Source organism: Achromobacter sp. RTa (assembly GCF_000757485.1).
Taxonomy (GTDB): Bacteria; Pseudomonadota; Gammaproteobacteria; order Burkholderiales; family Burkholderiaceae_B; genus Achromobacter.
Genome location: NZ_JPYO01000041.1, coordinates 115,271 through 127,774 on the forward strand (window position 1 = coordinate 115,271; position 12,504 = coordinate 127,774).

10 protein-coding genes are annotated in these 12,504 nt (G+C 68.0%); 6 read left to right on the forward strand and 4 right to left on the reverse strand.

The genetic code is table 11. The features are described 5' to 3' along the window. Nucleotides 1–10: 10 nt before the first annotated feature. Nucleotides 11–1,666: an acyl-CoA synthetase gene (locus JL37_RS16140; RefSeq protein WP_043545317.1), complete on the reverse strand. Its 1,656-nt coding sequence runs from the start codon at nucleotides 1,664–1,666 to the stop codon at nucleotides 11–13. A gap of 162 nt (nucleotides 1,667–1,828) precedes the next feature. On the opposite strand from JL37_RS16140, the gene JL37_RS16145 reads away from it, so the two are divergent. After that, nucleotides 1,829–2,539, forward strand: a complete 711-nt coding sequence (locus JL37_RS16145) for a Crp/Fnr family transcriptional regulator (protein ID WP_043545799.1) — start codon at nucleotides 1,829–1,831, stop codon at nucleotides 2,537–2,539. Between the two features lie 10 nt (nucleotides 2,540–2,549). Here the strand turns inward: JL37_RS16145 and JL37_RS16150 are convergent, their stop codons facing one another. Both JL37_RS16150 and JL37_RS16155 read right to left on the reverse strand, forming a co-directional pair. Further along, a complete protein-coding gene (locus tag JL37_RS16150; RefSeq protein WP_043545319.1) occupies nucleotides 2,550–3,254 on the reverse strand; it encodes an aspartate/glutamate racemase family protein in 705 nt (234 codons plus the stop codon). Continuing rightward, on the reverse strand, nucleotides 3,251–3,709 hold the full coding sequence (locus tag JL37_RS16155) for a MarR family winged helix-turn-helix transcriptional regulator (RefSeq protein ID WP_043545321.1): 459 nt from the start codon (nucleotides 3,707–3,709) through the stop codon (nucleotides 3,251–3,253). Before JL37_RS16155 ends, JL37_RS16150 begins: the two co-directional genes overlap by 4 nt. Before the next feature lie 230 nt (nucleotides 3,710–3,939). Between JL37_RS16155 and JL37_RS16160 the strand changes: the two genes are divergently transcribed. Together JL37_RS16160 and JL37_RS16165 are read left to right on the forward strand one after the other, a co-directional pair. Beyond that, nucleotides 3,940–6,225, forward strand: a complete 2,286-nt coding sequence (locus JL37_RS16160; RefSeq protein WP_043545323.1) for a nitric-oxide reductase large subunit — start codon at nucleotides 3,940–3,942, stop codon at nucleotides 6,223–6,225. Between the two features lie 119 nt (nucleotides 6,226–6,344). Beyond that, on the forward strand, nucleotides 6,345–7,139 hold the full coding sequence (locus JL37_RS16165; RefSeq protein WP_043545325.1) for an SUMF1/EgtB/PvdO family nonheme iron enzyme: 795 nt from the start codon (nucleotides 6,345–6,347) through the stop codon (nucleotides 7,137–7,139). A gap of 13 nt (nucleotides 7,140–7,152) precedes the next feature. Here the strand turns inward: JL37_RS16165 and JL37_RS16170 are convergent, their stop codons facing one another. After that, nucleotides 7,153–7,974: a Crp/Fnr family transcriptional regulator gene (locus JL37_RS16170; RefSeq protein ID WP_043545327.1), complete on the reverse strand. Its 822-nt coding sequence runs from the start codon at nucleotides 7,972–7,974 to the stop codon at nucleotides 7,153–7,155. A gap of 187 nt (nucleotides 7,975–8,161) precedes the next feature. On the opposite strand from JL37_RS16170, the gene nirK reads away from it, so the two are divergent. The 3 genes from nirK to aceE all read left to right on the forward strand — a co-directional run bounded on the left by nirK (nucleotide 8,162) and on the right by aceE (nucleotide 12,488). Further along, nucleotides 8,162–9,244, forward strand: a complete 1,083-nt coding sequence (nirK, locus tag JL37_RS16175) for a copper-containing nitrite reductase (protein ID WP_043545328.1) — start codon at nucleotides 8,162–8,164, stop codon at nucleotides 9,242–9,244. Nucleotides 9,245–9,318: 74 nt separating this feature from the next. Beyond that, nucleotides 9,319–9,645 carry a cytochrome c5 family protein gene (locus JL37_RS16180; protein WP_043545330.1) on the forward strand — a complete coding sequence of 109 codons (327 nt, stop codon included), beginning with the start codon at nucleotides 9,319–9,321 and terminating at the stop codon, nucleotides 9,643–9,645. Between the two features lie 179 nt (nucleotides 9,646–9,824). Then, nucleotides 9,825–12,488, forward strand: a complete 2,664-nt coding sequence (aceE, locus tag JL37_RS16185; protein WP_043545331.1) for a pyruvate dehydrogenase (acetyl-transferring), homodimeric type — start codon at nucleotides 9,825–9,827, stop codon at nucleotides 12,486–12,488. The last annotated feature ends 16 nt before the right edge of the window (nucleotides 12,489–12,504 follow it).

A 12,504-nucleotide genomic window follows, 5' to 3' on the forward strand; every position in this document is an offset into this window, starting at 1 on the left:
GGGCCGGGAATCAGGCGGTCTTGCCGGGATCGGCCACGTCGATGGCCGCGGTGGCGCCGACGGCGGCGCGCAGTTCGAACTTCTGGATCTTGCCCGTGGAGGTCTTGGGCAATTCGCCGAAACGCACCGCGCGGGGCACCTTGAAGCCCGGCAGCAGGAGCTTGCAGTGCGCGATGATCTCTTCGGCGGTGGCGCTGCACCCCGGCTTCAGTTCGACGAAAGCGCAGGGCGTTTCACCCCACTTGGGGTCGGGCATGGCCACGACGGCCACCGCCGCCACGGCGGGATGGCGGTAAAGCGCGTCCTCCACTTCGATGCTGGAGATGTTCTCGCCGCCGGAGATGATGATGTCCTTGCTGCGGTCCTTGATGCGGACATAGCCGTCGGCCGTCATGACGCCGAGGTCGCCGGTGTGGAACCAGCCGCCCGCGAAGGCTTCTTCGGTGGCGCGCTCGTTCTTCAGGTAGCCCTTCATGCAGATGTTGCCGCGGAACATGACCTCGCCCACGGTGTGCTCGTCGGCCGGCACCTGCTCCATGGTCTCCGGATTGCGCACCGACACGCCGGCCTGCAGGTGGTAGCGCACGCCCTGGCGCGCGGTGAGCAGCGCGCGCTGCTCGTCTTCCAGCGCGTCCCAGGCGTCCTGGCGCGCGCAGACCGCGGCGGGCCCGTAGACTTCCGTCAGGCCGTAGACATGGGTCAGCTCGAAGCCGATGTCGCGCATCTTGGCGATCACGGCCGGCGCGGGCGCCGCGCCCGCGACCATGGTGCGCACGGTGTGCCGGATGCCGTCTCGCATCTCGGCCGGCGCATTGGCCAGGGCGCTCTGCACGATGGGCGCGCCGCAGTAATGGGTGACGCCTTCCTCCCGGATCAGGTCGAAGACCGTCTTGGGATCGAACTTGCGCAGGCACACGTTGACGCCCGCGCGCGCGGCGACGGTCCAGGCGAAGCACCAGCCGTTGCAGTGGAACAGCGGCAGGGTCCAGAGATAGACCGGATGCTTGGGCATGTCCCATTCGAGGATGTTGCTGATCGCGTTCAGGTAGGCGCCGCGATAGTGATAGACCACGCCCTTGGGATCGCCGGTGGTGCCGGAGGTGTAGTTCAGCGCGATGGCGTCCCATTCGTCGGCCGGCGGCTGCCAGTCGTAGCGGGCGGGGGCCGAGGCCAGGAAGGCCTCGTAGTCGACGGCGCCGGGCAGCGAGGAGGGCGCCGTTTCCAGGTCGTGCACCGAAATGACTTTCAGGTGCGGGAATTCGGCGCGGGCGCGCTGGGCGACCTCGGCGTATTCCGTGTCCACGATCAGCGCCCGCGCCTCGCCGTGGCCCAGCATGAACAGCACGCCGGAGGTGTCCAGCCGCGTGTTCAGGGTGTTGAGCACCGCGCCCAGCATCGGCACGCCGAAGTGGGCCTCGACCATCGCGGGGATGTTGGGCAGCATGACGGCGACGGTATCGCCGCGCCGGATGCCCGCCTGCGCCAGGGCGCCGGTCAGCCGTTGCGCGCGTTCGTAGGTCTGCGCCCAGTTGCGGCGCACCTTGCCGTGGACGACGGCCAGCCGCTGGCCGTAGACTTCGGCGGCGCGGGCGATGAAGTCCACGGGCGTCAAGGGGGTGTAATTGGCCTCGCGGCGCGCAAGGCCTTGATCGAACATGCCGCTCATCGTTGTCTCCTGAGGGGCGCGTGCGCGCTCCTGTTTCTTTATGCGGGAATAGCGATTCCCGGCGCTTGCCCTAGCGTATCGCCAGCCCGAAAATGCAGTCTGTCGCCTGCATGACAGACTGCCGGCGGGCCCGCATACCCCTTGTTTTACACGGTTCTTTCCATGTCCGACGTTTCAAACATCGTTTCCGCCGACGAACTGGCGGACCTGTTCCACGCGCGAGCCTGGTTCGGCGCGCTGGAGGCCTCGCACCAGGATCTGGTATTGGCGACATCGCGCGCCGAGCGCGTGGAAAACGGGGCATGGATCGCGCGGCGCAACGCGCCGTCGGACTACTGGCTGGGCGTGCATTCGGGGCTGCTGAAACTGGCCATCTACAACGAGTCGGGCCGCAGCTGCACGTTCTCGGGCGTGCCGCCGGGCGGCTGGTTCGGCGAGGGCAGCGTGATCAAGCGCGAGTTGCGCAAGTACGACGTGGTGGCCATACAGCCGAGCGTGGTGATGCTGGTTCCAGCCGCCACCTTCCATGCGCTGCTGTCGGCCAGCCTGCCGTTTTCGCATTTCGTCATCGGCCAGTTGAACGACCGCATGGGCGAGTTCATTGCGTCCATCCAGAACCACCGCCTGTTGGATGCGGACGCGCGCGTGGCGCAATCGTTGGCGCAGCTCTTCAATCCGCGGCTGTACCCGTCCACCGATCTGACGCTGGCGATTTCACAGGAAGAACTCGGCTACCTGACCGGCCTGTCGCGGCAGCGGGTCAACCAGGCGCTGCAGGCTCTGGCCGACCTGGGCATCCTGGCCCTGGCCTACAACCAGATCAAGGTGCTGGACCTGGATGGTTTGCGGCAGTACGGGCTTGACCAGATCTGAGGGCGCCCGATCAGCCGGCGCGCAGCGCGCGGGCCAGGGCCGCCCGCGCCAGGATGCTGGTGGAATCCAGGGTGGGCAGCGCGGAATTGCCATCGTCCAGCACCAGCGGCAGCTCGGTGCAGCCAAGCACGACGGCGTCGCAGCCCGCGTCCCGCAGGCGCTCGATAATCGATTGCAGCCGCGCCACCGAATCCGGCTTGAACACGCCGTACACCAGTTCGTCCATGATGATGCGGCCCAGTTCCGCCCGGTCGTCTTCCGGCGGGCGGAGCCACTGCAGGCCCCGTTGGCCCAGCATATCGGGATAGACGCTGCTTTCCGCCAGCCAGCGCGTGCCCAGGATGCCGATGCGACGGTAGCCGCGCGCCGCAGCCTCGGCGGCGACTTCCTCGGCGATGTGCAGCCAGGGCAGGGGCGAGCGCGGCAGCACGTGGCCGAGCGCCTGGTGGATGGTGTTGTCCGGGCAGATCAGGAAGTCCGCGCCGGCGCGGGCCAGCTTGCCGGCGGAGGACAGCATCAGCGCGCCGACGCCGGCCAGGTCGCCGCGGTCCAGGCAGGCCACGTAGTCCGCCAGCGAGTGCGTGTGCAGCGAAATCTCCGGGTGGGCGTGCGGCCCCATGCGCCGGGCGCCTTCCGCGCACAGGGTGCGGTAGCAGAGCGCGGCGCCTTCGGCCGAGCAGGCCACGATGCCGATGTGCAAAGAGGGGGCTGTCATTGCGCGGACTCCTTGGCCGACGCGCGCACGTGGCGGGCGATGAGGCGGAAGCTCTCCGCCATGGATGCCTGTTGCTCCGCGGGCAGCTGCGACAGGAAGAGCTCGTCGATCGCGGGTTCGTAGATCTTCCACATTTCGCGCCGCAACGCCCGTCCCTTGGGCGTGATTCGGGCGTAGGTGGCGCGCCGGTCCTCGTCCGAACGGTAGCGTTCGACCAGGCCTTCGGCCTCCAGGCGGTCCATCAGGCGCGTCAGGTTGTAGCGCGCGATCACCATGCGTTCGGCGACCTCGAACATGCGCGCGGCGCCTTGCGGCGCCCGTTCCAGCGCCCATAGCGCGTCATACCATGCCAGCGGCGGCAGGTCGGCGGCCGACAGCCGCCTTTCGATTTCCTCCGCCACCAGCGCGTGCGCGGTGAGGAAGAGGCTCCACGCATCCGGCTTGCCCGTTGCCATGCAGTCGGTTCCTTGAAAGAAGGGAAAACGTCGCAGGATTGTAAGAGGGCGGCGCCCGGCGGTTGTGGTTAAAAAGACCCTTTGCTAGTGATTTATACCCTGTCGCGTTGCGGTCAAAAAAACCCTTCTTGACGCAATTCATTGATTTGGCTGCAAATTTTTCTGGCACGGAATTCGCATAAGGGAACGTACCCCACTAACCGCAAGCAACACTGGAGGGCGTTCCCATCATGGGTCCGTATCGGAAGTTATGGTTCACGCTGATCGCCGTGGTGGCGATCACATTCGCATTGCTGGGCTTTTACGGCGGCGAAGTCTACCGGCAGGCCCCGCCGATTCCCGGCCAGGTCGTGACGGCCGACGGCACCCGCCTGTTCGGCCGCGACGACATCCTGGACGGCCAGACCGCCTGGCAGTCCGTCGGCGGCATGCAGCTCGGATCGATCTGGGGGCATGGCGCCTATCAGGCGCCGGACTGGACGGCCGACTGGCTGCACCGTGAACTGACGGCCTGGCTGGACCTTGCCGCGCGCGACGCGCACGGCAAGGACTACGCGCAGCTGTCCGCGCCGGAGCAGGCCGCGCTGCGCGAGGCCTTGAAAGCCGAGTACCGCGCCAACCGCAGCGATGCCGCGACCGACACGCTGACGGTCAGCGCGCGCCGCGCCCGCGCGATGGCGCAGACTGCGGCCTACTACGACCAGCTGTTCTCCGACGCGCCCGCGCTGCATGGCAGCCGCGAGAGCTTCGCAATGAAGGAGAACACCCTGCCGGATGCCGCTCGCCGCACGCAGCTCACGCACTTCTTCTTCTGGACGGCCTGGGCCGCGGCGACCGAGCGCGAGGGCATGACGGCCACCTATACCAACAACTGGCCGCACGAACCTCTGATCGGCAATGTTCCCAGCGCCGAAAACGTCATGTGGTCCATCATCAGCGTGGTGGTGCTGCTGGCCGGCATCGGCCTGCTCGTGTGGGCCTGGGCCTTCATGCGCGGCAAGGAGGAAGAGGAACCCGAGGCGCCCGCCAAGGATCCGCTGACCGCGTTCGCGCTGACGCCATCGCAGCGGGCGCTGGGCAAGTACCTGTTCCTGGTGGTCGCTCTGTTCGGATTCCAGGTGCTGCTGGGCGGCTTCACCGCGCACTACACGGTCGAAGGCCAGAAGTTCTACGGCATCGATCTGTCGCAGTGGTTCCCGTATTCGCTGGTCCGCACCTGGCACATCCAGAGCGCGCTGTTCTGGATCGCCACCGGCTTCCTGGCGGCGGGCCTGTTCCTGGCGCCATTGATCAACGGCGGGCGCGATCCGAAGTTCCAGAAAGCGGGCGTCGACATCCTGTTCTGGGCGCTGGTGCTGGTGGTGGTCGGCTCGTTCGTCGGCAACTACCTGGCGATCGCGCAGATCATGCCGCCGGACCTGAATTTCTGGCTGGGCCACCAGGGTTATGAGTACGTGGACCTGGGCCGTCTGTGGCAGATCGGCAAGTTCGCGGGCATCTGCTTCTGGCTCGTCCTGATGCTGCGCGGCATCGTGCCCGCGCTGCGCAAGCCGGGCGGCGACAAGAACCTGCTGGCGCTGCTGACGGCATCGGTCGGCGCGATCGGGCTGTTCTACGGCGCCGGCTTCTTCTACGGCGAGCGCACGCACCTCACGGTGATGGAGTACTGGCGCTGGTGGATCGTGCACCTGTGGGTGGAGGGCTTCTTCGAAGTCTTCGCGACCACGGCGCTGGCCTTCATCTTCTCGACGCTGGGCCTGGTGTCGCGCCGCATGGCCACGACCGCCAGCCTGGCCTCGGCCTCGCTGTTCATGCTGGGCGGTATCCCGGGCACGTTCCACCACCTGTACTTCGCGGGCACGACCACGCCGGTGATGGCCGTGGGCGCAAGCTTCTCGGCGCTGGAAGTGGTGCCGCTGATCGTGCTGGGCTACGAGGCCTGGGAAAACTGGCGCCTGAAGTCGCGCGCCGCGTGGATGAACGATCTGAAGTGGCCGCTGATGTGCTTCGTGGCCGTGGCGTTCTGGAACATGCTGGGCGCGGGCGTTTTCGGCTTCATGATCAACCCGCCCATTTCGCTGTACTACATCCAGGGCCTGAACACGACGCCGGTCCATGCGCACGCGGCCCTGTTCGGCGTGTACGGCTTCCTGGCGCTGGGCTTCACCCTGCTGGTGCTGCGCTACATCCGTCCGCAATACGCGCTGAGCCCCGGCCTGATGAAGCTGGCGTTCTGGGGGCTGAACCTGGGCCTGGCGCTGATGATCTTCACCAGCCTGCTGCCCATCGGCCTGATCCAGTTCCACGCCAGCGTGAGCGAGGGCATGTGGTACGCCCGCAGCGAAGCCTTCATGCAGCAGGACATCCTGAAGACCCTGCGCTGGGGCCGCACGTTCGGCGACGTGGTCTTCCTGCTGGGCGCGCTGGCGATGGTGCTGCAGGTCATCCTGGGCCTGCTCAGCGGCAAGCCGGCCGTCAGCGAGCCGCGCCTGCAGGCACGGCCCGCCCGAGGCTGAGCCTCGGCCGGCCCGGGTCCTTTCCTCATTGCGCCAGCGCAAAGAGGACGGGGCCGGCGGTCGGTCCAATGAAGGCAGGCCCGGGGCGCTCCGCCCCGGGCGCAACCGGAGTCCGATCCGTGCGCAGCCTGCCGATCGCCGCATTCATCTTGTTGTTGACCGCATGCGGGCCCGCCGGACGGGCCCCTTCGCCTTTGCCGGAAGTGCTGCGGCTGCCGCCCGGCGAGGTCTCTTACCAGCCGCCGGGCGAGGCGCTGCGCGCAGGCCTGCCCGTAACGCCGGCGCCGCTCACGGCCCGCTATCCACGCGGACTGTCCATCATGAAGCGCCAGGTCAGCCAGGCGGAATACGCGGCCTGCGTGCAGGAGGGCGGCTGCCGGCCGCTGGATGCGGCGCAACGCCAGTCGGTTGCGCGCGACCTGCCCGCGGTGGGCATCAGCTGGACCGATGCGTCAGCGTACGCGGCCTGGCTCTCCGCGCGCACCGGGCGGCGCTGGCGCCTGCCCACGTATCCCGAATGGGCGTACGCCGCCGGAGAGGCCTATCGCGAGGAACTTCGGCTGCCCGATGGCGATGATCCCGCCCAGCGCTGGCTGGCCGAGTACGACGCGCAGAGCCGACGCCGGCAGGAAGACGTGGAGGTGCGCCCGTTCGGCGCGTTCGGCGTCAATGCGCTGGGCCTGATGGACATGGCGGGCAGCGTCTGGGACTGGACCGGCGATTGCCATGCTCGGCGCATTCTCGACGAGCCCGGGGCGGAAGCGGACGGAGGCCGGAATTGCGGCATCCGCGTCGCGGCGGGGCGGCACATCGCCTATCTGCCGGATTTCATCCGCGATCCCAAGGGCGGCGCCTGTTCGGTCGGCGTGCCGCCCGCCAACCTGGGACTGCGGCTGGTGCTGGAGGAAGGCTAGGGCGCCAGCCCTGCTACAGCGCCCCGTGCGCGGGCCCGCCCTCGGGCGCGCGCAGGCGGCCCTGCGCATGGACAGGCTGGGCGGCCTTCGCCGGCGCGCCATCGATACAGGATGTGCAGCCGGAGCAGTCCATGACCGGCAGGTCCTGGCGCGACACGCGGGCCAGCGCGGCGGGCGAACGCAGCACGATGCGCTTGCGGCTGCTGTCGACGATGCCGCGCTGCCGCCAGTCGCTGAGCAGCCGGCTGACGGTATGCAGCGTGGTTCCCGTCATTTCGGCGATGTCCTGGCGAGTGATCGGAAAACCGATCCCGATGCCGCCGGCCGTGGGTTGCCCCGAGCTTTCGACCAGCCGCAGGATCGTGCGCGCCACGCGCTGTTCCACGTCGTCCGTCGACAGTTCCTGGATGCGCAGATGCGCGTCCTGCAGGCGCTGGCCCATGGTTTGAAGCGCCATCGAACTGAGCTGGGGGTGATTGCCGACGAAGCGCTCCCAGAGCGCGTCCGGCCACGCCAGGCACACGCTTTCCAGCACGGCCTGCACCGTGGCGGGATAGCGCGACTGGCGCATGGCGCGGGCCAGGCCGAACATGTCGCCGGGATTGACGTAGCGCACGACGACCTGTTCGCCGTCGGCGGTCAGCTGCGCGACTTTCAGGCGCCCGCTGAGCAGCACGAAGAAGTGGGAGGCCACCGCGCCCTGGCGGTAGGCGATGGCGCCGGCGAGCAGCCGGCAGGGCTGCGCGCCACGCAGCGCGGACTTCAGCTGCGCATCGGACAAGGGACTGAAGAGTTCCAGGTTGCGCAACAGCGCGTGGCAGAGAGGCGACGGCATGGCGGTCCTATGAGACGGAGGGATCTCCACGTGCCCATGGTGACACCGCCGCGATGCGCTGACAATGCGCGCGGGGCGCGGGCTTGCCCCGGAGTTTGCGCTACAGCAAAGAGCGGGGACGCGGGCGGTTCTTCAATAGGGCTGCCGACTTTCACGGCGATTGAAGAACCCCGATAAGGAGCTGGATATGAACGCATTACGGCCCACCTTGCTTGCCGCGGCGCTGGCTTTCACCATGGCCGCGACTGCCGCGTTCGCGCAGGATGCGGACAAGCTGCCGCGCGCCAAGGTCACGCTGGTTGCCCCGCCCATGGTCCATCCGCACGAGCAGGTCGCGAAATCGGGTCCGAAGGTGGTCGAGTTCACGATGAGCATCGAGGAAAAGAAGATGGTCATCGACGACAAGGGCACGACGCTGCAGGCCATGACGTTCGACGGCTCCATGCCCGGCCCCACGCTGGTGGTGCATGAAGGCGACTACGTCGAGCTGACCCTGGTCAATCCCGCCACCAACGCCATGCCGCACAACGTCGATTTCCACGCGGCCACCGGCGCGCTGGGCGGCGCGAAGCTGACCAACGTGAACCCGGGCGAGCAAGCCACGCTGCGCTTCAAGGCGGACCGCAGCGGCACCTTCGTCTACCACTGCGCGCCGGAGGGCATGGTGCCCTGGCACGTGGTGTCGGGCATGAGCGGCACGCTGATGGTGCTGCCGCGCGACGGCCTCAAGGATCCGCAGGGCAAGCCCTTGCACTATGACCGCGTCTACACGATCGGCGAATTCGACCTCTACATCCCCAAGGACGAAAACGGCAAATACAAGGACTACGCGACGCTTGCGGAAAGTTATGGAGACACGGTGGAGGTGATGCGCACGCTCACGCCCACGCACATCGTCTTCAATGGCAAGGTCGGCGCGCTTACGGGCGCCAACGCCCTGACGGCCAAGGTCGGCGAGACCGTGCTGCTGATCCATTCGCAGGCCAACCGCGACACGCGGCCGCACCTGATCGGCGGCCATGGCGATTGGGTCTGGGAAACCGGGAAGTTCGCCAATCCCCCGCAGAAGAACCTGGAGACCTGGTTCATCCGCGGCGGCTCGGCGGGCGCCGCGCTCTACACCTTCAAGCAGCCCGGCGTGTACGCGTACCTGAACCACAACCTGATCGAGGCGTTCGAGCTGGGCGCGGCGGGGCACATCAAGGTCGAGGGCAAGTGGAACGACGACCTGATGAAGCAGATCAAGGCGCCCGCCCCGATCCCGCGCTGAGCGGCGCGGCCGGGCGGATGCGTTCCCGCGTCCGCCGGCGTTCTTGCAGCGACACTTTCCGACGGAGTACCGCCATGCATCTCTTTCATCGAATCGCGCTCGCGGCGGCCCTGGCAGGCCTGCCCGTCTCCTGGGCGCAAGCCGACACGCTGGCCGCCGCCAATCCCGCCGGCGAAAAGCTCTACAAGTCCGCCTGTGTCGTGTGCCACGCCAGCGGCGTGGCCAACGCGCCCAAGCTGGGCGACAAGCAGGCCTGGTCGCCGTTTATCGCGCAGGGCGCGGACGCGCTGCTCGTCACCGTGCTCAAGGGCAAGGGGGCGATGCCGCCGCGCGGCGGCTCCTCGGCCGACGAGGCCACGCTGCGCGCCGCGGTGGAGTTCATGATGAGCGCGGCGAGATAGGGGCGTCCGCCTTCGCTTCGGCCCGGTCCGGATGCCGGTCAGCGGTTAATAGTTGCACTTGCAATTATTAAAAATCCTCCATACGATTGCAATTGCACATAATGCAATTGCAATTCACTATGCGAAATGACGGCGGCCGTTGCGGCGGGCGCCGCCCTCGCGCCCACCAGGAGGACGCCATGCAAACCCAGATCGATCCCACCGACGCCGATCCGCAGGAAACCCAGGAATGGCTGGAGGCCATGCAGGCAGTGCTGATCCATGAAGGCCGGCCCCGCTCGCACTACCTGCTCGACCGCCTGATCGAGCAGGACCGCGCCGGCCAGGGCGGCTATGCGGCGCCGCTGGCCACCCCCTACGTCAACACCATCGGCTTGCCGGAGCAGGGCGCCTTTCCGGGCGATGTCGGCATCGAGCTGCGGCTGGACGCCTATTTGCGCTGGAACGCCATGGCCATGGTGCTGCGGGCGGGCAAGACCTCCGGCGTGGGCGGGCACATCGCCACCTACGCCTCGGCCACGACGTTGTACGAGACCGGGTACCGGCATTTCTTCCGGGCAGCCGCGCCCGGATTCCTGGGAGACATGCTCTACATCCAGGGCCATTCCGCGCCGGGCATCTACGCCCGTGCCTACCTGGAAGGGCGCGTCTCGGAAGGGGAGCTGGACCGTTTCCGGCGCGAGACCGGCGGGGGCGGGCTGTCGTCCTACCCGCATCCGCGCACGATGCCTGCGTTCTGGCAGTTCCCCACGGTGTCGATGGGGTTGGGGCCGCTGATGGCGGCCTACCAGGCGCGCTACATGCGCTACCTGGAGGACCGCCAACTGATCCCGGCGCAGGGCCGCAAGGTATGGGGCTTTCTTGGCGACGGCGAGCAGGACCAGCCCGAAACGCTGGCGGCCGTGGCGATGGCCGGCCGGGAAAGGCTGGACAACCTGATCTTCGTGGTGAACTGCAATCTGCAGCGCCTTGATGGCCCGGTGCGCGGCAACGCCAAGATCATCCAGGAGCTGGAAAGCGTGTACCGGGGCGCCGGCTGGAACGTCATCAAGGTAGTCTGGGGCGGCGGATGGGACGAGCTGCTGGCCCAGGACCACGACGGCCGTCTGCGCCGCCGCATGATGCAATGCGTGGACGGGGAGTACCAGGTCTTCAAGGCCCGCGGCGGCGCCTATGTGCGCGAGCATTTCTTCGGGGCGGATCCCGAGCTCCTGGCGCGCGTGGCTCACCTGAGCGACGAGCAGATCGGCGCGCTGAACCGTGGCGGGCACGACCACGCCAAGGTCTATGCGGCCTATGCCGAGGCCATGGCGCACGAGGGCGGCCCCACGGTGATCCTGGCCAAGACGGTCAAGGGTTATGGCATGGGGGCGGCGGGCGAGGCGGCCAACACCAACCATCAGCAGAAGAAGATGGCGGACCCGGCGGTGCGCGCATTCCGGGACCGTTTCGCCATCCCCGTGGCCGACGAGGACCTGGAGCGCATTCCTTATATCAGACCGGCGCCCGGCAGCGCCGAGCAGGCGTACTTCGATGCCGCGATCGGCCGCGCGGGCGGGCACCTGCCCAGAAGGCTGCCCGGCCCAGGCCCGCTGGCCACACCGCCGCTGGAGGCGTTCGCCGCCCATTTGAAGGGCAGCGGCGGCCGCGAGTTCTCCACCACCATGGCGTTCGTGCGCGTGCTGGCCCAGCTGCTCAAGGATCCGTCCATCGGCCCGCGCGTGGTGCCCATCGTGCCGGACGAGTCGCGCACCTTCGGCATGGATGGCATGTTCCGCCAGGTCGGCATTTACTCGCACGTGGGGCAGCTCTATACGCCGCAGGACGCCGACCAGCTCAGCGTCTATCGCGAAGACCGCCAGGGGCAGATCCTGCAGGAGGGGATCAATGAGTCGGGCGCCATGTCGTCGTGGATCGCCGCCGCCACCGCCCACAGCACGCACGGGGTGGCTACGATTCCGTTCTACATCTTCTATTCCATGTTCGGCTTCCAGCGCGTGGGCGACCTGGCGTGGGCGGCTGGCGATATCCGCGCCCGCGGCTTCCTGCTGGGCGCGACCTCGGGGCGCACCACGCTGGAGGGCGAGGGCCTGCAGCACGACGACGGCCACAGCCACGTGCTGGCCTCGGTCATCCCGTCCTGCGTGGCCTACGATCCGGCCTATGCCTACGAGATCGCCGTGATCCTGCAGGACGGCATGCGCCGCATGTACCAGCAGGAAGAGGATGTTTTCTACTACCTGACGCTGATCAATGAAAAGACGGCGCATCCGCCCATGCCCGAGGGCGCGGAAACCGGGATCGTGCGGGGCATGTACCGGCTGCGCGAAGGCGCGGCAGGCGCGGCGCGGGTGCAATTGCTGGGCAGCGGCGCCATCCTGGGCGAAACGCTGGCGGCGGCCGAGCTGCTGCAGCGGGATTTCGGCGTGCCGGCCGACGTATGGAGCGTGACCAGCTATTCAGAACTGCGCCGCGACGGCCAGGAGGCGGAGCGCTGGAGCCGGCTGCACCCGCTGGAGGACCGCCGGCCCGGCTATGCGGAAACCGCGCTGGCCGGCAGCGCGGGTCCGGTGGTGGCGGCCAGCGACTACATGAAGACGGTGGCCGAACAGATCCGCCCGTTCGTGGCGGGCCGCCGCTACGTGACGCTGGGCACCGACGGTTTCGGACGGTCGGATACGCGCCAGGCCCTGCGCGCCTTTTTCGAGGTGGACCGCCATCACATCGCGCTGGCGGCATTGAAAGCGCTGGCCGACGATGGGCTGGTCCCGCGTGAGCGGGCGGCCGAGGCCATCGTCCGCTACGGCATCGACCCGGAGGCGGCGTCGGCCGCCTTGCCCTAGTGCGCTGTCCTACGGG

Bases quoted from the DNA above. Each gene is read 5' to 3' on its own strand.
- aceE (WP_043545331.1), top strand. From the start codon at position 9,825: ATGCAAACCCAGATCGATCCCACCGACGCCGATCCGCAGGAAACCCAG.
- JL37_RS16150 (WP_043545319.1), bottom strand. From the start codon at position 3,254: ATGACAGCCCCCTCTTTGCACATCGGCATCGTGGCCTGCTCGGCCGAA.
- JL37_RS16180 (WP_043545330.1), top strand. From the start codon at position 9,319: ATGCATCTCTTTCATCGAATCGCGCTCGCGGCGGCCCTGGCAGGCCTG.
- JL37_RS16170 (WP_043545327.1), bottom strand. From the start codon at position 7,974: ATGCCGTCGCCTCTCTGCCACGCGCTGTTGCGCAACCTGGAACTCTTC.
- JL37_RS16160 (WP_043545323.1), top strand. From the start codon at position 3,940: ATGGGTCCGTATCGGAAGTTATGGTTCACGCTGATCGCCGTGGTGGCG.
- JL37_RS16145 (WP_043545799.1), top strand. From the start codon at position 1,829: ATGTCCGACGTTTCAAACATCGTTTCCGCCGACGAACTGGCGGACCTG.
- JL37_RS16155 (WP_043545321.1), bottom strand. From the start codon at position 3,709: ATGGCAACGGGCAAGCCGGATGCGTGGAGCCTCTTCCTCACCGCGCAC.
- nirK (WP_043545328.1), top strand. From the start codon at position 8,162: ATGAACGCATTACGGCCCACCTTGCTTGCCGCGGCGCTGGCTTTCACC.
- JL37_RS16140 (WP_043545317.1), bottom strand. From the start codon at position 1,666: ATGAGCGGCATGTTCGATCAAGGCCTTGCGCGCCGCGAGGCCAATTAC.